Source organism: Lysinibacillus sp. NPDC093210 (assembly GCF_044753985.1).
Classification (GTDB): domain Bacteria; phylum Bacillota; class Bacilli; order Bacillales_A; family Planococcaceae; genus Lysinibacillus.
The window spans coordinates 38,356-58,812 of the sequence record NZ_JBIVOE010000010.1 but is presented as its reverse complement, the minus strand read 5'-3'; the positions used below and the strand labels follow the sequence as shown (position 1 = coordinate 58,812).

Here is a 20,457-nt window from a genome sequence, read left to right as displayed (position 1 = left end):
ATTCAGTAATCTCTCTTTTCATTCTTCATTTGAGAAGCTGACCACTACAAAAAAGCAGCGACAACGTTTTTTAAGACGTGTCGCTGCTCAAATATTAATAAACACTTACCCCTAAATGTTTATTGTAAAAAATCATGCAAATTGTGTTACGAGTAACACAGATGGAATAAAGGATAAAGCAAAAACAAACATATACCATACTGAAGTACGGCGTAATGAAAAACGAACTTTTTTGTGTTCTGCATAAAAAATATCTAACATGATAGCTACTATTAATGGAATACTAATGCAAGAAACAATAATTAAAATAAGATCAAAAAATATCATAAAAGCACCCCTCTGTTCATGAACATTTCTTTTCCCTTTTGTGACAACATTGTGTCAATTCAAGTGTACACAATTTTGTCACATATTGCAATGGTCAAAAGAAAAAAATGGTACTTTTACAATATATTTTTTAAATAAGTAATGATTGTTGTTTTCAATCTCTATATTTATATGTTAAACCTTTTAAAAAATTCCTTACGAATCGATCACCGCATTCTTTGTAGTTACGATGGCTTGGATTTCTTAAGATCGCACCGAGTTCACCTTTCGATACTGACACGCCACCTTCATCTAAAAGCTCAAGCATATCCTCAGTTGTTAATGCTAATGCGATTTTCACTTTTTTCATCAGCATATTATTTGCGCTTTCATTCCCTGTCACCGGTGGGGGTCCTTCTTGTTGACCTTGTGTTGATTGTTGCGGGCCTCTTTTAAATGTAATTAAACCATTTAGAAATGACTCTAACATTTTGTTATTACATTTGATGTAATTCTCTGGGATGTTCTCTTCTTCTTCATCTTTAATTTTTATTAGCATATTTAAAACATCTTCTTTTGAAAATTTCATGCCACCTAGCTTAAAGATTTCCACCATATCCGTATTTTTAATATCTAGTGCATATCGTAAACGAATCAAAATATCATTATTCGTCATATCAAAACCTCCTCGATCTTCTAGCTAAACCTTAATTTTAAGAGCCAGGATTTATTATAACAGAGTGAATTGCATTTTTAGCTAGCTTTCCTGTTATTCCTAACTATAGTATATAGTTTGCACATTTCCTTCTTTTTAAATGTATGAAAAACTAGCTCGCGACCATTCTAATATCACAAGGAGGTGAGAAAAATGGCTAACAACAATCGCAGTTCAAATAAGCTTCAAGTTCCTGGTGTACAAGAGGCTGTCAATCAAATGAAATATGAAATCGCACAAGAATTCGGCGTACAACTAGGGCCAGATGCTTCTTCTCGCGCAAACGGTTCAGTAGGTGGAGAAATTACAAAACGACTAGTAGAAATGGCTGAAAAAAGAGCAAAAGGTTTATAAATAAAAAAAGTGCCAGGCACTAAAACAATTCTGAATTGTTTTAGTGCCTGGCACTTACTTAAGCTATTTTTTACTCTTCTTCGCTCCATTAATCATGACAATAATGAAGACTAATAAAAGAATAAGTAATCCACCTATAATTACGTATCCGACCATACTAGTTATACCCAAAACGTTGTTGCTCCTTCCCATACGTAAAGTGGAACAAAATCTTCCGATAATAATGAAATTGTTAAAATCCCACTTTAGTTTACCTATTTAAAATAACCTTCTACTTCTATTTCTTCAACTAAACTGCTCTATTACTATAATAAATTCAACCACTCCAACTTTATTTTTATTCACAATAATTTCATTTTTCCCGATAAGCGCGAATTATAATCTTCTACTTATGCTTGTGGAATATAATTTCATTTTTAGTGGCCTTGTTTCTCAATGCTTTTCTTGAAAGAACAACACGCCAAATAAACCAATGATGGAGAATAGTACTGGGGCAAAAAAACCGTAGTAGTAGCCATCGCCTAAATTACCTGTAGTGGATTGAAAATAATCCAATAAATATCCGAAAATAATAGGTAGTAAGACAGCACTTAGAAAACCGCCTGTATTCGCAAACCCTGAAACTACGCCGGCTTCATTTAACGGGAATGATTGTCTTACAGCAGCAAAAGTTAAAGCACTTGCACCGTATCCAAAGCCAATAATAAAAAATAGTATCATTAATAAGATTAAAGATGGATGCCCATTGAATAAAAGGAACGAACACCAACCGAGTAAGACGATAATATGAACGGCAATATATGGCCTTTTTATTGTTTCTAACCTACTTGAAATCCAACTAGTTAAAGGAGCTCCAATAAGTGCCCCAATAAGACCTACCATAATTAATTGACTTGCATCCGAACGTGTCATGTCATACATATTCGTCCCATATGGTACAGCCCAAGAACTAATAAATCCCACGTAGCCTCCTACTACACCAAAATGACAGAAGAATAGAGCCCACGCTTGTGGATGTGAAAATATTCTTTTCACTAAGACGAATGGTTTTTCACGTTGTCCTTCTGCTGTGATAGCTACTTGCTCATCCATGAAGAGTGTTTTCGGCTTTTTAACAAGTACAAAATAAAGAACAATGCCACATAAACATAATAATAACCCCGCTGAGAAAAATGCCGCTCTCCAACCAAGTAAATCTATCCATTCGGAAAAAGGGACTGTCGCCAATAAAAACCCAAGACTCCCTGTCATACCTGCTAAGCCAATTAACCGAACAAATTCCTTTCGATAAAACCATTGAGCTAAAATGAGCACCATATTAACCCATATGGTCGCATCCCCTATCCCAGTAAGTATTCTGGAAAAGAACAGCACAAATTCATGTGTACCAAAACTATAAATGATTGTGCCTATACCTGTAAGCGTCGCACCTATAATTAAGAAAAAGTTCGGACCATAACGATCAGCCAAAATCCCCATTGGAATTTGCAAACTTGTGTATACAAAAAATTGTATACTCGTTAACAAGCCAATCGTTGCTGCTGTGACATGAAAATCCCGCATCAATTGCTCTGTAATTAATCCAGGAGCTGTTCGCTGACTTGCCATCAACAAATAAGTAAATAATACAACAACAAATACAATCCATCTGTATTTGCTATTTTGTTTGTCCATTAATATCTACTCCTATTGGCTTTTACTAAAATATATGAAAAAGTGCCAGTCACTAAAACAATTTAGAATTGTTTTAGTGACTGGCACTCATCTTTTTATTCAAATCTATCTAGCAATGCACGTACTTCATCTGTTGTCTTTGTATTCATCAATTGATTTCTTAATTCACCTGCACCGCGGAATCCTTTAACATAAATTTTGAAGAAGCGATGAAGTGCTGTAACTGAACGTGGCAGCTCCTCTGCATATTTATCCTGAAGATCAAGCTGTAATCTTAAAAGATCTAAATATTCTTTACTAGTATGTTCTTTCGGCTCTTTCTCAAAGGCAAAAGGATTTTTAAAAATACCTCGACCAATCATAACCCCATCAACACCATACTGTTCAACAAGCTTCATGCCGGTTTCACGATCAGGAATGTCCCCATTAATTGTTAACAGCGTATTAGGTGCAATTTCATCTCGTAATTTCTTAATTTCCGGAATTAACTCCCAGTGTGCTTCTACTTGGCTCATTTCCTTTCTCGTACGTAAGTGGATAGAAAGGTTTGCAATATCCTGTTTTAAAATATGTGTTAGCCATTCCTTCCACTCATCTACATCACTGAAACCAAGCCTTGTTTTAACACTTACAGGCAAACCGCCCTCTTTAGCTGCTTGGATTAGCTCCGCAGCAACTTCTGGGCGTAAAATTAGACCGCTACCCTTTCCTCTCGTTGCCACATTCGGTACAGGACAGCCCATGTTAATATCTACGCCTTTAAAACCTAGCTCTGCCATTCCAATACTCATTTGACGGAAATATTCAGGATTGTCTCCCCATATATGTGCAACCATTGGCTGTTCGTCTTCAGTGAACAGTAGACGCCCTCGTACACTCTTCTGTCCCTCTGGATGACAGTAGCTATCAGAGTTTGTAAACTCTGTGAAAAATACATCTGGTCTACCAGCTTTACTTACTACATGACGAAAAACAACATCTGTCACATCTTCCATTGGTGCAAGTACAAAAAACGGTCGCGGTAAATCCCGCCAAAAATTATCTGTCATATCTACTTCAAATCCTCTCATGATGGGATACATTAGAAAATTCTGCTCCCTAAAATGCTTCTACTTCTTGCACACTTGTGCCATGTTTAATACCTAAAACGTGCCCGAACAAAGGGCATAATGCTAGGTTCAAGTAGTTAAAGTCATTATTATAGTATAACCTAGCTTTTTTAATTTATCTTCACACAGTTTCATCTTTAACTAGATTTTCATTTTAATTTATTTTTGGAACTTAGAAATAAAAGCAGATGGCCAATTAGATATGCATGATTGCACTTATAAACCGTCTACTTTTTATGCTTTCCGAATATTAAAATAGGAATAAAGCTGTGTACATTTATACTAAAAAGGGCAATTCAAGACGACGGGAAGATATCCTAAAGCAGTCTTATTATAAACGCTTTGATATCCAACACATCTTCTTGAACTGCCCTCTTAACTTGTCATTATTTAGATTCTACACTCTCATCTTTGCTGTAGTTATACTTAGAAGAATCTACTGGCGTGAATCCTGTTGGCGTATAGAATCTCAATAAGTCACCATTTACTACTTTGTCAGATAACCCTAACTTAAAGTCTACTTCTTTTTTCATAGCTTTCGCTGACTCTAATTGACTATCATCTAATAGTAAACCTGTTTTGTTATCGTAATATTTTTCATTAATTGAATAAATCGAAGGACTAACAAAATCACCATTTCTAAATGGTACAATTTCATTGTGCTCTTCTGATAATAAATCTGAACCGAATTGAACATAGTTTTGCGTTTCAATTCCTAATAAATGTAATAACGTTGGAAGAAGGTCTGTTTGACCACCATAAGTATGGTTAGTTTCACCTTGCATTCCTGGAACATGAATGAATAGTGGTACGCGTTGTAAATTAGCACTTTCATATGGCGTAATTTCTTTACCCATAACTTGTTCCATCGCTGCATTATGATTATCTGAAATACCATAATGGTCCCCATAAAGAACAATCATCGTATTATCATATAAGCCTGATTCTTTTAATTGATTGAACATCTGCTCGATTGCTTCATCTGCATAACGTGCAGTTTGGAAATAATTATCTACACTTGCATCTCCAGTACTAGCTTTATCGATTGTTACTAAGTCTTGATTCATTTTATATGGATAGTGGTTCCCTACCGTAATTAACTTTGTATAAAACGGTTGTGGTAAAGAACTTAAAAGACTTTGAGATTGTTCAAAGAATGGTTTATCTAATAAACCATATTCAGCCATGTTATCTGAAGAGGCTGTGTCATAATAACTAGCATCATAAAACTTGTCGAATCCAAATGATTTATAAATAACATTTCGGTTCCAGAAGCTTCCGTTGTTACCGTGGAAGACAGCAGAAGTATAACCATAATTTTTTAAAATACTTGGTGCTGCTTGGTACGTATTTTGTGCTTTCGTAATATAAGCAGAACCTTGTGGTAATCCGAATAAAGAGTTTTCTAACATAAATTCAGCATCAGATGTTTTACCTTGTCCTGTTTGATGGAAGAAATTATCAAAATACAATGTGTTTTTATCTTTTGCTAATGAATTTAAAAATGGCGTAACTTCTTCACCGTTTAATTTATAATCGATAAGGAAGTTTTGGAATGATTCTAAATGTAAATAGACAACGTTCATTCCTTTTGCTGCACCAAAATATTTTGGATTAGGGTTGGCGTAGTTAGATTTTGTATAGTTAATTACTTCTGTAATATCACTACTATCCGCCAATGCTCTCTCTGAAGATGCTTTCATCGTTTCTACTGTGTCATAAATAGTATAGTTATACATTCCTAGATATTTCACAATATAGTTTCTATCAAAGCCTCGAGATAAAAGTTGCGGACGACTAGTTTCTGCTAATCCTAAATTGACGATTGATACTGCTAATGCAAAAGCAATAATTGCAAATGCTTTTTTATATCCAACACGATTTGTTTCTTTTTCTATTTTTCTTGAGAAACGTAGATATATCATGACAAATACATCGACAAAGAACAAAATATCATAAGGTTTTAATAGAGAAAGAATACTACCACCTAGATCGCCAAAGTTCTGTGTTTGGAAAATTGTCGGTAATGTAATGAAATCACTAAAAAATCTGTAATACACAACATTGGCATATAAAAGAATAGACATAAGCGTGTAAATTACAACAAGTGATGTATATCTTTTCTTGCCTCTAAATAAAAATGAGAACCCTAGGAACAGCATTGCTGAACCAAGTGGATTTATTAGTAAAAGGAAATGTTGAAGTGCTCCTTCTACACCTAAATCAAATTGTGCTGTTTGAGAGATGTATGTTTTAATCCATAACATTAAAACAGCTAATATATAAATCCCTATAAATTTGTTTAATAAGTTTTTACTTACTAGATTTTTCATTTTTGCACCTACCTATTACTTATTTAAAATTAAATCTAGATTAGATTATAAGTATAAATTTCGGAAAATTATTACTTCACTATAGCTTTTTTTCGGTGGCTAATGTATAATACTCCCGTTTTTACACTTCTGTCAAGTTGTAGACGATATTGCAATAGAAATAGTTTCGTTTCTCTCTATTACTGGAGCCTTTGCCATCAAAACACCCGCAAACGTTAGTTTTTTCTAACATTTGCGGGTTAAATTTACCTTTTCATTTCTATTAAGTTCAACCACTCCATAGCCTCAAAATATGTCTTGGTGGTTTCAATTGGCCTAATGCCTTCTATAGTAGCACAAAGCTTTTTTTATCATCAAATAGTTTTTCGACGACTTAAGCCACGCCGTTAGCTTAATAAACTAATTACGTTTGTCAAAATTCATATATTAAACAGTAGCAACATCTAGGATAATGAAAAAAGATTAAAGACACGCTCTTCCTTGAGCTCGTCTTTAATCTTTAAAATTTCTCTCTATTTTTTTTCCTTATCGTATAAAATCTCTTCAGCAAATTGTGCTAATTGTTGAGCTTTTAAGCTTATTTCTTGAATCGTTGAAGAAAACTCGTAGATAGAACCAGATTGCGTATCTGTTAATGTGTTGACTTCTGCGAATGATTGATTTAACACTTTTAGAAGCTGTTGAATATTTTTTGTAATATGATTAATTTGATCTGCATTTTGCTTCGAATTTGTAGCAAGCTTACGTATTTCATCGGCCACTACTGCAAATCCTTTACCATGTTCGCCTGCACGTGCAGCCTCAATTGCAGCATTTAAACCCAATAAATTACTCTGATCTGAAATTCCTTTTACTACAGAAGAAATCTCACCAATTTCCTCCGCACTTGAACTCACATCTTTCATTGAAGAGGTCATGTCTTTCACACGGTCGGATAAATTTCCTACTGAGCCACTAATTTCTTCAATAGAAGCAGCCGTTTGCTCTACAATCGCAGAGAAACTTTCAGCCATTTCGAATAGTTTATGAGCCTTTTCCAAACTTGTACCAATGCCAACCCCGCCAATTACTTTCCCAGTACTATCGTGAAGCGGAATAGCTCTTGCAACAAGTGGGAAGCCGAATAATTCTTTCGGTATAACTGCTGATAAAGATTTATTCGCTTTAATCGCATTTGTGATTACATCACCTTCAACAAGTGGATCCCCAGGCGTAACATTTAAGGTGAATGTCTTCGCTGGAATATTAATGATTAATTTCTCAGTATCGTAAATGCCTACCGTAATATCGTCTTGAATAAGCCCATTTAACAAAGGAGCTACTTTAATAAACGCGCTAATTACATCTGCTTCTTGCATATTGACCGACCCCTTTGTCCTTAATAAGGTAAAATTCTTTTGCTATAGTTTACAGAAATCCATTTTAAAGTTGTAAACTCTTCAAGGCTCCATTCTCCGTTTAAGCGACCGATACCTGATTGTTTTTCGCCACCAAATGCAACATTTGGTTCATCATTGATTGTTAAATCATTTACATGAATCATACCTGTATGTACTTTCTTAGCCATTTCAACACCACGTTCAAGGTTAGACGTATGAATTGCACCGCTTAATCCAAAACGAGTATCATTTGCGATTTGAATAGCTTCTTCTTCCGTTTCGAATGGAATAACACAAACAACTGGGCCAAATAGCTCTTCTTGTGCCACACTCATGTCTGTTGTTACATCTGCTAAAATAGTCGGCTCTACCATTCTACCTTTAATATTACCTTTAATAACGGCCTTAGCACCTTCAGTAATACCTTTTTCAATCATTGCTTCTAGGTTAGCTGCTTGGCGGTCATTAATGACTGGACCAATGATTGTTTCAGGATTTCTTGGATCACCAACTTTAAGTGAAGAAACTTTCGCTACATACTTATCAAGGAACTCATTGTAAATCGATTTCTGCACTAAAATGCGGTTTGCTGACATACAAATTTGCCCTTGGTGTGTGAATCGACTAAATGTCGCTGCACCAACTGCATAATCCATATCTGCATCCTCTAATACGATAAATGCACTATTGCCACCTAACTCTAATAATGGCTTTTTGAAATTTTTAATCGCTACTTGACCAATGTAACTTCCTACCTTTGTTGAGCCTGTAAAGGAAATAATCCTTGGAATCGGATGCTCAACAAATGCATCCCCAATTTCATTAATATCCGTTACGACAACATTTATTAATCCTTTTGGTACACCAGCTTCTTCAAAAATCTTTCCAATTAATGTCCCACCTGTAATAGGTGTATCTTCATGAGGCTTTAATACAACAGCGTTCCCAGCACCTAATGCAGGTGCTACAGATTTCATTGATAAAAAGAAGGGGAAGTTAAATGGACTAATGACGCCAACAACGCCTGCTGGAATGCGATATAGTCTGTTTTCTACATCATCGATTGTTGAAGGTAAAATCTTACCTTCCATACGAATTGGGAATGTTGCAGCCTCTTTAATAATATTCTTAACAAGACCAATTTCAAAAGCAGCCTTTAATCTTGTCCCACCTAATTCATCCATAATAATAGATGTAATGGCCTCTTCGTTTTCTTCAATATATTTCACTGCATTTTCAAGAATATCACGCTTTTTATATGGGTTTACTTTGTCCCATTCTTGCTTAGCTTGTTGCGCTGCTTGATATGCATAATCAATATCAGAAACGTTTGCTAATTTAAATTCTGTTATTACTTCATCAGAATAGGGATTTATGTCATGTAAAAGGCTATTACTTTGTCCTTCCCTCCATTCCCCTCCTATAAATTGATTTCCTAATTTTTTTATATCCATTTTATAACCTCCAAATTAAAACGATGTGTGTAATACAAATATCGACAAATATTTATAAAAATTTATAAAATAACAAAAAATTTGAAGGTTTTTCATTTTAATTACATTATGCTTTGTCCCTATTTTTAAAAATCCCCCTCTACAAAAAGGACCTTATCGGTTTAAATTTCTTTTCAATATATAATCTGTTGTACTTATTACATTTGACCCAAAGTCGGTCAAGTTGGAAATGATGGGCGCTCCTTACTCATCTAAACGATAGCCTGAAATAGCATCTTCTTCGTACCCACTGCGAATTTCTGGTTATCTGTATTTATAGTTAGTAGCATTTATTTCAGGATGTTGATGTATCGCTAAAAGAATAAAAAAAAGAGAAAGGTGAAATTGAACATAGTCAATTTCACCTTCCTTACTATTGAAGATTGCTATCGTAGCTCTCCAACATAATTAATATTTATATGATTGTCCACCATCGATTGGCACAACAACACCATTTATGAAGTCTGCTTGATTAGAAAGTAGGAAGGCAACTAAGTAACCAACCTCTGCTGGTTTACCGAAGCGGCGCATTGGGTTTGGTTTTACGAATTCTTTACCTACCTCTTCCCAATTATCTCCACCGATTTGTCGTAAAGAGCCCTCTACCATCGGAGTCATGATGGCACCTGGTGCGATTGCTTTAATAGAAACACCAAATTGCCCATATTCAATTGCCGAGTTACGTGTTAATCCGACAACACCATGTTTAGATGCTGCGTAGCCTGATTGATTACCAACACCACGAATACCACCTACAGATGCTGTATTGACAATTGATCCTGACCCTTGTTCTTTCATTACTTTTAAGACGTATTTCATGCCGTAGAATACACCATTTAAGTTAATAGACACAACTTTTTGGAACTCATCAATACCAAAGTCCTCTGTTAAATTTTGTTTTCCTTCGATGCCTGCATTGTTAAAGAAACCGTCAATTTTTCCGAACTTTTCAACAGTCGCATCTACAAATCCTTTGACAGCATTTTCATCTGCTACGTTTGCTGCAATTAATAACAGTTCAGCCTGTGGTGAAATGGCTAACACTTTTTCCTCTGTTTCTTTTAAACCTGCTTCATTCAAGTCAACTAAGACTAGCTTAGCACCCTCTTCTGCTAATTGAAGTGTTGCTGCTTGGCCAAGACCAGATCCTGCTCCTGTTACAACGACTACTTTCTCTTCAAAACGTTTCATATTAAATTCCTCCGTTATTAAATATTATATAGTGACCCATCTACTGTGTAGGATGAAGAACTTACATAAGAAGCTTCGTCTGATAGTAAAAATGCAATGACATTTGCTACTTCATTTGGTTCACCATAGCGCTTCATTGGCACTGCATCTTGATATGCGGATTGCGCTGCCTCTGCGGCACCTGGTGCAACTTTTGCCTCAATCTGGCGCATCATTTGTGTATTAATAACACCTGGATTGACTGTATTCACTCGCACATTATAAGGAGCAGCTTCTAATGCAGCTACTTTATTAATGCCCATTAGAGCATGTTTTGACGAATTGTATAGCATCATATTTGGCGAACCAATTAATCCAGCAACAGAAGCTGTATTGACAATTGAACCTGCTTTTTGCTGTTTCATAATTGGCATTACATATTTTAAACCGTAGAAAGCACCTTTTACGTTAATGCTATATACGAAATCGAAATCTTGTTCAGTAATTTCTTCTAAAATTTTCGCTGGACCTTCTACCCCTGCGTTATTTGCAAATCCATCAATGCGACCAAATTTTGATACAGTTTGATCAACATAATTTTTTACTTCTGCCTCTTTAGAAACATCTGCCTTTAAAGTCAGTACGCGATCGTCACTTAAGTTAAGCTCCTCTGCAACCGCTTTCACAGTAGCTTCATTTAAATCTACTAGAGTTAACTTAGCTCCTTCTCCTGCAAGCTTGCGAGCAATCTCTTTACCGATACCTCCTGCAGCACCTGTAATAATGACAACTTTGTTTTCAAATCTCATTTTTTGTACCTCCCCTAAAGATTATTGTTACATTTATAGTTTAATCCGTTTCACTTTCTGTAAGCCATCCTTAATATTTGCTATAATGTCGAAGAAACCAACACTTTTTATCAATCTGTCTAATGTAGGAGATAAATTTGATGAAATCTAATTCCAATCAAGCTTTACGTACAAAGCATTTCTTGAAAAAGGCATTTATTGATATGGTACATAAAAAGGGATTTAGTGCTGTTACAGTGAAGGATATTGTAGATTATGCTCAATATAATCGGACAACCTTTTATGTGTACTACCAAAATATAGATGATCTTGTTGAAGAGTTAATGGAAGAAATGTTTGAAGCTATTCAATATAACAGCATGTCTAAGTATGAAAGTAATAGTCGTGTGAAAGTACAGGAGTTGACTACCCATTCCTTTGAATTGTTGTATTACATTTACGATCACCGTGATTACTTCACATTACTACTTTTAGAAGATACGTTACCGCGCATTCACCAGCAATTGCCTGAAGCGATTTTTAATTTACTAAAAGATAAATTTGATATACATTATGGCGTGTCTATTGTTGATGATCACTCCCAAAAGCGCTATATGGCTTATGGGACAGCTGGGTTGATTTTGGACTGGATTGCACAAGATTTTGATGCGACACCTGGTGAAATGACAGAGCGTCTCAATCGAATTTTCAACACCTTTGCAAGAGGCTTTATTATAAAAGAAATCGATAGTTAACAAACAAAAGAACGAATTCCACCGTCGGAAATTCGTTCTTTTAGTTATTATTAAGCTAACTTCACCCATGCAACATGGAAGCGAACATTTTAATTTTACATTTAAATATGTGTTCCGACGTTGCTTTCCTGTATGTTTTTACTAAGATGATTCTCTACATTCTCCGTTTTTTTCGACCAATACGTGGCTAGAATTGGACCAGAAATATTATGCCATACAGCACCAAGAACACTCGGTAATGCAGCTAACGGACCAAAATGGGCAGTCGCTAACGCCACCCCAAGACCAGAGTTTTGCATACCTACTTCAATTGAAATAGCTCTTCGATTACTTTCATTTAGTCCTAACACTAGCGCTGTTAAATAACCCAGCAGCAAACCGAAAGCATTATGAAGCATTACTGCCGTAAATATAATAAATCCAGCTGAAGCAATGCTATCAACATTTCCGGCAACAACCGCAGAGACAATAATTATAATAGCAACTACAGAGATAAGAGGAATGACGTTGATGCTTTTTTCTACAACTTGAGGAGCAACTCTTCTTATAACAATACCTAGAATAATAGGCAAAATAATTACTTGAATAATTGAAGTAAACATTGCCATTGGATCTACAGGCATCCATTTACCGGCAAGTAATAGTAGTATTAATGGTGTTGCAATTGGGGCTAGTAACGTCGAAAAAGATGTCATTGTAATGGATAACGGTACATTACCTTTAGCTAGATACACCATAACGTTTGAAGCAGTTCCCCCTGGAACAGAACCGAGAAGGACTAGCCCCGCAGCTAATTCCGCTGGTAAGTTCATAATATAAGCAATTAAAAAAGCTGTAAGTGGCATAATAATATATTGAGCACATACGCCAATGATGACTGGCAATGGATTCGTTAAGATTAGTTTGAAATCAACCGCTTTTAACGTCAACCCCATACCAAACATAACGATGCCTAGCAAAATCGTAATATATCCTCCAAATATTAAAAATGGATCAGGAACTATAAAGGCAATAACAGCTATACAGATAACCCATACGGCAAAGTATTTTCCCGCTATCGTACTAATGGCTTCTAAAAATTTCATATTTCCACTCCCTATTTCTTTATTTTTAATATTTTATTTGGATTCAAAAGAGCATCAGGATCGAGCGCTTGCTTAATCTTTTCCATCACCAGCAATGCTTTTCCATGCTCTTTCTCTTGGTATTTCTGTTTCCCAATACCGACACCATGTTCTCCTGTACAAGTTCCCCCTCGTTCAAGTGCATACATTACAATCAATTCATTGAATTCATCAGCTTTTTTTATTTCATCACAATCATTCATATCAATCATTAGAAGAACATGGAAATTACCATCACCAACATGGCCCACAATTCCCCCTGTAAGTGCTAATAAATTAAGGGCTTCTCTTGCATGTTCAATGGCCCCTGCTAACTCTGAAATCGGTAAACAAACGTCGGTCACCATAAGTTTTTTTCCTGGGTGTCCATGGACATAGGCGTAAGCTAAATTATGACGAGCTTCCCACAGCTGATTGCGAGCTGCATTATCGGACTCAAATTCAATATTTTCACAATTGTGCTCCACTACAACTTCTTTCATAAAGTCAACGTCTTGCTTTAAGCCAGCTTCATTTCCATGAAACTCTAAAAATAAGGTTGGCTGCTCCTCATAAGCTGTTTTACTATGCAAGTTCACTTGTTTTATCGAATGCTCATCAACCAGTTCTACTCTTGCAACGGGAATTCCCGCTTGTAAAATACTTACGACTGCTTCAACAGCATCATTGACTGTTTTGAATGATGCTCGAGCAGCCATTTCATGTTCAGGAAGCCCATAGACTCTTAGCGTCAATTCAGTGAAGCAACCAAGCGTTCCCTCAGACCCTACAAATAGACCATTTAAATGATAGCCAGAGGATGATTTTTCTGCTAAATTCCCAGTATGAATTACCTCACCATCTGAAAGAACAACTTCTAAATCTCGAACTTGGTCGCGCATAACTCCATATTTAACAGATGTTGTTCCACTGGCATTTGTTGCTGCCATCCCCCCGAGTGTTGCATCTGCTCCAGGATCGACAGAGAAAAACAATCCGTATTTTTTCAATTCTTTATTCAACTGCGAACGCGTTACCCCTGGTTGTACTTTTACGAGAAAGTCCTTCTCCCTAACTTCTAAAATTTTGTTCATGTTGGAAAAATCAATCGTTATCCCGTGGTCGTAAGGAATAACATGCCCTTCTAGGCTTGTTCCTCGACCAAATGGCACTATTGGAACTTTGTATTGGTTTGCTATGTTTATTGTCCTACTCACTTCTTCCGTCGTTGTCGGAAACACAACAATATCCGGTAAACTAACTCTATGATAGGATTCATCACTACTATGTTGTTCTAAAATCGTTTGATTGATTGTTACTTGGCTTTCAGAAAGAGCACCTCTTAGAGCAATCACCAATTCTTCATTTGTTGCAATCATTTTTTTCTCCCCTTTGTACTCTCATTCCTTCACAGTACTTGTTTATGTTTTTTTGCTATTTGAATACTAGATGTCATACCAATTCACATAATAACGAAATTGGTCCAACCATTATTATTATACTTAATATTCTGAAAATATCAATAATTATTAATTTTCTTTAATTGATAACAATGAAGTATTTCTGTATGATTAAAGCGTTTATAATACTAGGTAATTGAGGGGAAGGACATAGGTAATGCTGCAACCAAGAAAAAAAGCCTATCAAGTAATTGTTGATCAGATAAATGAATTTTTTTTAAATGGGGAATTACAACCTGGAGAAAAACTCCCGACAGAAAGAGAATTAGCGAGTCGGTTTAATGTAAGTCGAACATCGGTTAGGGAGGCACTTCGGAAGCTTGAAATAAAAGGAATTATTGAAATTAAACAAGGCAGTGGCAGCTTTGTTAAAACACAGGAAAGCCATTCATTAGGAGAAGAGCTTTCTTCTACAATCTTAAAAACTGAAAAAAAATTAATATATGAAATGTTAGAGCTACGCCAGACACTTGAAGTAGAATGTGCTTTTTTAGCTTCACAACGTGCCACTTCAGAAGACTTAGAACGAATTGGTCATGCATTAGAAATGATGGATCAAGTTAAAAATGATGTGGAACTAGGCATACAAGCTGATCTCAGTTTCCATATTAATATTGTTCTCGCCTCACATAACTCAATCTTCTCGCAATTGTTTCAAACCCTTAGCGAACATATGCAAGATACAATCCGAGTTACCCGAACACAACGCTTGAGAGATGTAGAACGTACGCAAGAGACTATTGATGAACATAAAGAAATTTACTTGGCAATCGCAGCTGGCGAAGCAAATCAAGCTAAACAACTTATGGAAAAGCATATTAAGCAAATAAGAAGAGAATTAACAGAGTCACTTTTTAATCATATTTGAGAGCTAATCAAATAAAGTGCCCTACTCTCTATAGATTTACTTCTTTTTAAAACTAAAAAAACGAATCCCATCTCTTAAGATTCGTCTTTTCATTCAAAAATTTAATTTATTCTAAAACAGCCATTCGAAAAGCCGTCGCAATTATTTGTGTACGGTTTTTTGCATTAAATACAGTTAGTAGCTTTTGAATATAGTCACGAATTGTGTACTCACTGACAACGAGAAGCTCTGCCATTTCTTTATTACTGAATCCTTCCGCTAATAAAAATAAAACCGCCAAGTCTTTATCTGTTAACTTTAAGTCATGCAGTAGCCGTTGTGTACTGCGTGTCCTTGAAAAGTAACAGCCTATTAAGTTCCCCACTTCTTCAAGTAATTGCATTTCTTCTTCATTATATGAAAAGGGCGTTCCACATTGGTCAAATGTTAACCAACCAAATAATTGTCCATTTTGCTGAATTGGAATAAAAATAATCGTAGATACATTCAATAATTCAATTGCAATAGGATTTATATATGGCGCTGGTTGTTCTAAATAAAGAGGTTTTTTAATAGCGAATACGGGCTCATCCTCCAGCTTGCCTTTTAGCATTTGTACTTTGTGTAGCTCAGAACCGTATACACCTGAAAATTCATTAAGCCATGGATTATAGCTATGAAATGTGACACGTTGATAGCCGAAGTTTTCCTGTGCTTTCGATAAAATGGTTGGCATATGATCTACACCATCTAATTGAATGAGCAATTTGCTAAAGCGCTGTAACTTTAGCAAACTTTCACGACTTATTTCAACCTTTATTGGAGATTGTAATACTTTACTGTTTATAAGGCGTAATACATCTAGTACTTTTTCGTGATACTTTAACATTTCATCTGTATACGGATGCTTAATTTGTACAAGGACATCTTTTGTTGCGTAATAAGACAATGAAGGAAATGTTGTTAGTAATTTTTCTGGTAAAAGTCGACTATGCATAGTAGCCCAGTTAATTAGCTCCTCCCGTTGAATCGTTTTATTTTTTAACTGACCATTTAAAAACGTCAACCAAGAGCGGTACCAATAACCAATTTGAATAATTTCCTGCTCACTTAACTCTTTTCTTGATTGCAAATGCTTATTCCACGCATATGCAATATCTTGATGGTGCATTTTATGAAACAATACATATTGAAAGTTTATTTTAGTCATAGTACACCTACATTTACATGTTTGTTTTGAATGAATATACCCCCAATTACAGGTATCTTTGCATTTACTCTATCATTTACACTCTAAAAGTAACAACTTAATTTTGTTATTTAGTTCAACTATTTATATAAGGGTATTCTAATCAAGAAATGAGGTACTAAATATGGAGTTTAAAAAAATATTAGTCGCAGGTAGCGGAGTATTAGGAAGTCAAATTGCTTTTCAAACTGCGTTTTTTGGATATGAAGTAAATGTATATGACATTAATGATAATGCCATTACTACAGCGCAACAGCGCATAGAATCGTTATCAAACACATACGGAGATTATTTTAATGATACTGCACGTGCAGCTAAAGCGTTAGAAGGCTTATCGTTTTTCACAGATTTAGCGCAGGCAGTATCTGAGGTAGATTTAGTTATCGAAGCAGTACCGGAGCGTATTGAAATTAAACAATCATTTTATGAGCAACTAGCGAAAGTAGCACCAGCAAAAACGGTTTTTGCATCTAATTCTTCCACTCTGTTACCTAGTCAATTTGCACAATTTACAGGACGACCTGAGAAGTTTTTAGCATTACACTTTGCAAATACAATTTGGAAAAACAATACAGCCGAAGTGATGGGTCATGAAGGAACTGATCCACAGTACACTGAACAAGTAGTTGAATTTGCACGTACTATCGGCATGATTCCATTCCATTTAAAGAAGGAACAACCAGGCTATATTTTAAATACACTGTCTGTCCCCTTTTTAAGTGCTGGTATGGGGCTTTGGGCAAATGAAATTGCAGACCCACATACAATTGATAAAAACTGGATGATTTCAACTGGTTCACCATTAGGTCCTTTCGGGTTTCTAGATATAGTTGGCATGGAAACACCATATAACTTAAATGTGATGAAGGCAGATATTGATCCAATTGCCAAAATCATAGCAGAAAAAATTAAAGCAGAATATATCGATTTAGGGAAAATGGGTGTGTCTTCAGGGGAAGGTTTTTATAAATATCCTAATCCAGCCTATTTAGATAAAGACTTTCTCAAAAAAAATTAATTTGGGGCAAAAGAGAAAAAGTGTTAGATTGACTACATCAATCTAACACTTTTTTTGCATCACCGTTGATGTCCGCTACGGCAGTGCTTTCCGCGGGCACACTGTAAGTCACAACTCTCGCTAACCGAGGTATGCTATTGACTGAAAGCTTTTCGGTATTTTATAATTCCGAAAAAGTTGGTGGTTTCTTTTTGAAACCTTTCGTCGTAATGAAAGCATAGATAAAACCGATTGCAAGCCACAAAAAGCCTATCTTCAATGTCATGGGTGATAAATTAATGAATAAGTAGAAACAAATTCCGAACCCTAACCCTGGAATTAATAAGTATCGAATTATTTTCTTTTCTTTTTTACGGAAGAAGTAATATACGATTACTGACAAGTTAACAAACATAAATCCTGTCAGGCCTCCAAAGTTCATTAACTCTGCTACGAAATTTGCTGATAAAAACAGCGCTCCTAAAACACTAATTGCACACATCAATAAAATATTGTATATCGGCGTTTGATATTTTGGATGTAAATGTGTGAAAAACTTTTTCGAAAGTACCTCATCACGTCCCATACTAAACATTAATCGAGATGCACTTGCTTGCCCTGTTAAACCAGCTGTCACTGTCGATACAATAATCGCAACCGTATAAAGCGTTGCAAGAACTGCACCTCCTGCTTTTTCCGCTATATCAAATAATGCCGTATCAGCTGAGCTAAAGTTTGTAACATCCGGCCAAACGAGCTGAGCTACATAAGCTTGTCCAATAAAAATAAGTCCTCCGATTAAACAAGCTAAAATAGCTGCCTTCCAAATATCATCTTTTGGATTGACTGCCTCTTCAGAAAGAGTTGTAATCGAATCGAACCCTAAAAACGAGAAGCAAGCCATTGCTGCACCAGAAATAATTGCTGACATAACGAATTTTTCATCGTTGAAGAACGGCAAAACAGTAAAGAGCGACGTACCACTTTCCCCACCGACAACTGACTTCACACAAAAAATCACAAAAATAACGACTACAACTCCCATAAAAATAACGAGGATTTGATTTGTTTTTGCTGCGATACCAATTCCTAAAATATTTACAGTAGTTATAATACCTGCAATTAGTAACACCCATACCCAATACGGAACAGATGGTATTAATGCATTCGCATATGAAGCACCTACCATAAATACAATGAGTGGCACTAAAACATAATCCATAAACATCGCCCACCCAGCAAAAAATCCTAAATGTGGATTGATGGCACGTTGCGTATATGTATAAGTTGACCCTCCATTTGGAAAAACAGCAGCCATTCGACCGTAACTATAGGCAGAAAACATCATTGCAACCATTGCAATCAAATAGGCTAATGGCAACATCCCACCTGTAGACTCTGCTGCAAAGCCATAAATATAAGCTGGCGCAATCGGTGTCATAAAAGCAATGCCGTAAATGACTAAATCTTTTAATGTTAAAACACGCTTTAACTGTGGTGTATGATCATTGGGTGTTTGACTCATAGTCTATTCCTCTCACACATTCACTGGGTTACGTTTTGATAATTCTTCCGTTACTAAATCAATTACTTCATCTGTGCTCATTACTTGGCAATAAATTTGATTCATAATCATTATTTCAGCATCATGAAGCTGTTGCGTTGCAGCTGCACATGCATCTTCAACTAAAATAACTTCAAATCCTGCGTCAGCTAAGCTTCGAACTGTTGAAGCAACACATTGGTCAGTTACAACCCCTGTACAAACTACTGTTTCAATGCCCATATTGCGCAGTAAAAATTCATAATTCGTTCCACTTAATACGCTATCTGTCGTTTTATTTACAACAATCTCGTCATCAAGAGGCTTTAATTCATCCACCATCTCCGCTCCTGGATCACCGATTGGCAATAAAATATTGTTCCATCCTGGACGGCGTTGTACAGGAGAACGGTCTCGTCCATCTTTATGATGGCAAGCAATGCGACCAAATGTTACTTCTAATTTATTAGTACGGAAAAAATCTAAAAGCTTTCTATTGTTCGGAATCGTTAAATTGTCGATACGATTAAAGAAGTATTCCCACTGTTCAAACATTCCCTTTTCTTTTGCAACCTGCGCGTCTAAACCGTCTCGGCTAATAAACTGGTGTTGCATGTCTACGATTAGTAATGCTGTTTTATCAGGGTCCACGTTTATTTTTTGACCGTCAGTCGGTAAAAATTCATAATATAATGTTGATGTATTATCCATAATAATTCCTCCAAAATACCTCTAATTCCAAATTGTTTAGACAAATAAAAAAAAACAGACTCCTTTGTGCAAAAGAATCTGTCTAACACAAAAATGACCTACTCATTTTTAAAGCTAGAAACTAAAAATGAATCGACCATTTAAAATTCCCACTGTTTGTCTAAACAGAGATAGCACAACTTCATAAACAAGTATGTTTACGAAGACAGTCCTGTAACTATTCGTTACAGACCCAGCATATGATGGCGAGAACTCATCACATACTTCGGCGACACTTCCTTCTACCTAACATCTTCATCTTCTCGGACTCCATTAGGTACTGTTAATTGTCGCGCCTCTACCTCACTATCGAAAAAGTGAGGTTTATTTAATTGTTTGAAATAATTATATTATTGCGTTTTTTCTATGTCAACTTTAAATTTACTATATTTTATAAGATTTGCAGCACACTTCTTCAAAAAAATAACATAA

Annotated in this window: 18 protein-coding genes and 1 riboswitch; of the genes, 4 read left to right on the top strand and 14 right to left on the bottom strand. The window is 35.7% G+C overall.

Annotated features, from left to right (window positions below; all coding sequences use genetic code 11):
- Positions 1 to 132 precede the first annotated feature (132 nt).
- Together ACIP9C_RS19915 and ACIP9C_RS19910 are read right to left on the bottom strand one after the other, a co-directional pair.
- The gene (locus ACIP9C_RS19915) at positions 133 to 327 is read right to left on the bottom strand and encodes a hypothetical protein (protein ID WP_401013588.1); all 195 of its coding nucleotides are present in this window, start codon (positions 325 to 327) and stop codon (positions 133 to 135) included.
- Between the two features lie 154 nt (positions 328 to 481).
- The gene (locus ACIP9C_RS19910; protein ID WP_401013585.1) at positions 482 to 982 is read right to left on the bottom strand and encodes a YehS family protein; all 501 of its coding nucleotides are present in this window, start codon (positions 980 to 982) and stop codon (positions 482 to 484) included.
- A 192-nt stretch (positions 983 to 1,174) separates the two neighbouring features.
- On the opposite strand from ACIP9C_RS19910, the gene ACIP9C_RS19905 reads away from it, so the two are divergent.
- Positions 1,175 to 1,375 carry an alpha/beta-type small acid-soluble spore protein gene (locus ACIP9C_RS19905; protein WP_401013582.1) on the top strand — a complete coding sequence of 67 codons (201 nt, stop codon included), beginning with the start codon at positions 1,175 to 1,177 and terminating at the stop codon, positions 1,373 to 1,375.
- 432 nt (positions 1,376 to 1,807) lie between these two features.
- On the opposite strand, the gene ACIP9C_RS19900 is transcribed toward ACIP9C_RS19905, so the two are convergent.
- The 7 genes from ACIP9C_RS19900 to ACIP9C_RS19870 all read right to left on the bottom strand — a co-directional run bounded on the left by ACIP9C_RS19900 (position 1,808) and on the right by ACIP9C_RS19870 (position 11,342).
- Positions 1,808 to 3,049, bottom strand: coding sequence for an MFS transporter (locus ACIP9C_RS19900; protein WP_401013579.1), 1,242 nt, complete (start codon positions 3,047 to 3,049; stop codon positions 1,808 to 1,810).
- A 95-nt stretch (positions 3,050 to 3,144) separates the two neighbouring features.
- Positions 3,145 to 4,098, bottom strand: coding sequence for a tRNA dihydrouridine synthase (locus ACIP9C_RS19895; protein ID WP_401013805.1), 954 nt, complete (start codon positions 4,096 to 4,098; stop codon positions 3,145 to 3,147).
- Between the two features lie 446 nt (positions 4,099 to 4,544).
- Positions 4,545 to 6,491, bottom strand: a complete 1,947-nt coding sequence (gene ltaS, locus ACIP9C_RS19890) for a lipoteichoic acid synthase (RefSeq protein WP_401013576.1) — start codon at positions 6,489 to 6,491, stop codon at positions 4,545 to 4,547.
- 512 nt (positions 6,492 to 7,003) lie between these two features.
- On the bottom strand, positions 7,004 to 7,849 hold the full coding sequence (locus ACIP9C_RS19885; RefSeq protein ID WP_401013573.1) for a methyl-accepting chemotaxis protein: 846 nt from the start codon (positions 7,847 to 7,849) through the stop codon (positions 7,004 to 7,006).
- Positions 7,850 to 7,869: 20 nt separating this feature from the next.
- The gene (yfmT, locus tag ACIP9C_RS19880) at positions 7,870 to 9,324 is read right to left on the bottom strand and encodes a benzaldehyde dehydrogenase (protein ID WP_401013570.1); all 1,455 of its coding nucleotides are present in this window, start codon (positions 9,322 to 9,324) and stop codon (positions 7,870 to 7,872) included.
- Between the two features lie 447 nt (positions 9,325 to 9,771).
- The gene (locus ACIP9C_RS19875) at positions 9,772 to 10,554 is read right to left on the bottom strand and encodes an SDR family oxidoreductase (RefSeq protein ID WP_401013567.1); all 783 of its coding nucleotides are present in this window, start codon (positions 10,552 to 10,554) and stop codon (positions 9,772 to 9,774) included.
- Between the two features lie 17 nt (positions 10,555 to 10,571).
- On the bottom strand, positions 10,572 to 11,342 hold the full coding sequence (locus ACIP9C_RS19870; protein WP_401013564.1) for an SDR family NAD(P)-dependent oxidoreductase: 771 nt from the start codon (positions 11,340 to 11,342) through the stop codon (positions 10,572 to 10,574).
- A gap of 140 nt (positions 11,343 to 11,482) precedes the next feature.
- Here ACIP9C_RS19870 and ACIP9C_RS19865 point away from each other — a divergent pair, with 140 nt between their 5' ends.
- Complete coding sequence (locus ACIP9C_RS19865; protein WP_401013561.1) at positions 11,483 to 12,076, top strand: TetR/AcrR family transcriptional regulator; 594 nt, start codon at positions 11,483 to 11,485, stop codon at positions 12,074 to 12,076.
- 101 nt (positions 12,077 to 12,177) lie between these two features.
- Here ACIP9C_RS19865 and ACIP9C_RS19860 read toward each other — a convergent pair whose 3' ends face one another.
- Both ACIP9C_RS19860 and ACIP9C_RS19855 read right to left on the bottom strand, forming a co-directional pair.
- On the bottom strand, positions 12,178 to 13,161 hold the full coding sequence (locus ACIP9C_RS19860) for a bile acid:sodium symporter family protein (RefSeq protein ID WP_401013559.1): 984 nt from the start codon (positions 13,159 to 13,161) through the stop codon (positions 12,178 to 12,180).
- 11 nt (positions 13,162 to 13,172) lie between these two features.
- Positions 13,173 to 14,558 carry an FAD-binding oxidoreductase gene (locus tag ACIP9C_RS19855; RefSeq protein ID WP_401013556.1) on the bottom strand — a complete coding sequence of 462 codons (1,386 nt, stop codon included), beginning with the start codon at positions 14,556 to 14,558 and terminating at the stop codon, positions 13,173 to 13,175.
- Between the two features lie 238 nt (positions 14,559 to 14,796).
- Between ACIP9C_RS19855 and ACIP9C_RS19850 the strand changes: the two genes are divergently transcribed.
- Positions 14,797 to 15,507: a FadR/GntR family transcriptional regulator gene (locus ACIP9C_RS19850; protein WP_401013553.1), complete on the top strand. Its 711-nt coding sequence runs from the start codon at positions 14,797 to 14,799 to the stop codon at positions 15,505 to 15,507.
- Positions 15,508 to 15,613: 106 nt separating this feature from the next.
- On the opposite strand, the gene ACIP9C_RS19845 is transcribed toward ACIP9C_RS19850, so the two are convergent.
- On the bottom strand, positions 15,614 to 16,696 hold the full coding sequence (locus ACIP9C_RS19845) for a LuxR C-terminal-related transcriptional regulator (RefSeq protein ID WP_401013551.1): 1,083 nt from the start codon (positions 16,694 to 16,696) through the stop codon (positions 15,614 to 15,616).
- A gap of 163 nt (positions 16,697 to 16,859) precedes the next feature.
- Here ACIP9C_RS19845 and ACIP9C_RS19840 point away from each other — a divergent pair, with 163 nt between their 5' ends.
- On the top strand, positions 16,860 to 17,753 hold the full coding sequence (locus ACIP9C_RS19840) for a 3-hydroxyacyl-CoA dehydrogenase (RefSeq protein ID WP_401013548.1): 894 nt from the start codon (positions 16,860 to 16,862) through the stop codon (positions 17,751 to 17,753).
- A gap of 160 nt (positions 17,754 to 17,913) precedes the next feature.
- Here ACIP9C_RS19840 and ACIP9C_RS19835 read toward each other — a convergent pair whose 3' ends face one another.
- Positions 17,914 to 19,257, bottom strand: a complete 1,344-nt coding sequence (locus ACIP9C_RS19835; protein ID WP_401013545.1) for an APC family permease — start codon at positions 19,255 to 19,257, stop codon at positions 17,914 to 17,916.
- A 12-nt stretch (positions 19,258 to 19,269) separates the two neighbouring features.
- Complete coding sequence (locus ACIP9C_RS19830; protein WP_401013542.1) at positions 19,270 to 19,986, bottom strand: cysteine hydrolase family protein; 717 nt, start codon at positions 19,984 to 19,986, stop codon at positions 19,270 to 19,272.
- Between the two features lie 163 nt (positions 19,987 to 20,149).
- Positions 20,150 to 20,334: riboswitch (Lysine riboswitch) on the bottom strand.
- Between the last annotated feature and the right edge of the window lie 123 nt (positions 20,335 to 20,457).

Bases quoted from the DNA above. Each gene is read 5' to 3' on its own strand.
- ACIP9C_RS19845 (WP_401013551.1), bottom strand. From the start codon at position 16,696: ATGACTAAAATAAACTTTCAATATGTATTGTTTCATAAAATGCACCAT.
- ACIP9C_RS19905 (WP_401013582.1), top strand. From the start codon at position 1,175: ATGGCTAACAACAATCGCAGTTCAAATAAGCTTCAAGTTCCTGGTGTA.
- ACIP9C_RS19910 (WP_401013585.1), bottom strand. From the start codon at position 982: ATGACGAATAATGATATTTTGATTCGTTTACGATATGCACTAGATATT.
- ltaS (WP_401013576.1), bottom strand. From the start codon at position 6,491: ATGAAAAATCTAGTAAGTAAAAACTTATTAAACAAATTTATAGGGATT.
- ACIP9C_RS19835 (WP_401013545.1), bottom strand. From the start codon at position 19,257: ATGAGTCAAACACCCAATGATCATACACCACAGTTAAAGCGTGTTTTA.
- ACIP9C_RS19915 (WP_401013588.1), bottom strand. From the start codon at position 327: ATGATATTTTTTGATCTTATTTTAATTATTGTTTCTTGCATTAGTATT.
- ACIP9C_RS19870 (WP_401013564.1), bottom strand. From the start codon at position 11,342: ATGAGATTTGAAAACAAAGTTGTCATTATTACAGGTGCTGCAGGAGGT.
- ACIP9C_RS19875 (WP_401013567.1), bottom strand. From the start codon at position 10,554: ATGAAACGTTTTGAAGAGAAAGTAGTCGTTGTAACAGGAGCAGGATCT.
- ACIP9C_RS19895 (WP_401013805.1), bottom strand. From the start codon at position 4,098: ATGACAGATAATTTTTGGCGGGATTTACCGCGACCGTTTTTTGTACTT.
- ACIP9C_RS19850 (WP_401013553.1), top strand. From the start codon at position 14,797: ATGCTGCAACCAAGAAAAAAAGCCTATCAAGTAATTGTTGATCAGATA.
- ACIP9C_RS19855 (WP_401013556.1), bottom strand. From the start codon at position 14,558: ATGATTGCAACAAATGAAGAATTGGTGATTGCTCTAAGAGGTGCTCTT.
- ACIP9C_RS19830 (WP_401013542.1), bottom strand. From the start codon at position 19,986: ATGGATAATACATCAACATTATATTATGAATTTTTACCGACTGACGGT.
- ACIP9C_RS19865 (WP_401013561.1), top strand. From the start codon at position 11,483: ATGAAATCTAATTCCAATCAAGCTTTACGTACAAAGCATTTCTTGAAA.
- ACIP9C_RS19900 (WP_401013579.1), bottom strand. From the start codon at position 3,049: ATGGACAAACAAAATAGCAAATACAGATGGATTGTATTTGTTGTTGTA.
- yfmT (WP_401013570.1), bottom strand. From the start codon at position 9,324: ATGGATATAAAAAAATTAGGAAATCAATTTATAGGAGGGGAATGGAGG.
- ACIP9C_RS19885 (WP_401013573.1), bottom strand. From the start codon at position 7,849: ATGCAAGAAGCAGATGTAATTAGCGCGTTTATTAAAGTAGCTCCTTTG.
- ACIP9C_RS19860 (WP_401013559.1), bottom strand. From the start codon at position 13,161: ATGAAATTTTTAGAAGCCATTAGTACGATAGCGGGAAAATACTTTGCC.
- ACIP9C_RS19840 (WP_401013548.1), top strand. From the start codon at position 16,860: ATGGAGTTTAAAAAAATATTAGTCGCAGGTAGCGGAGTATTAGGAAGT.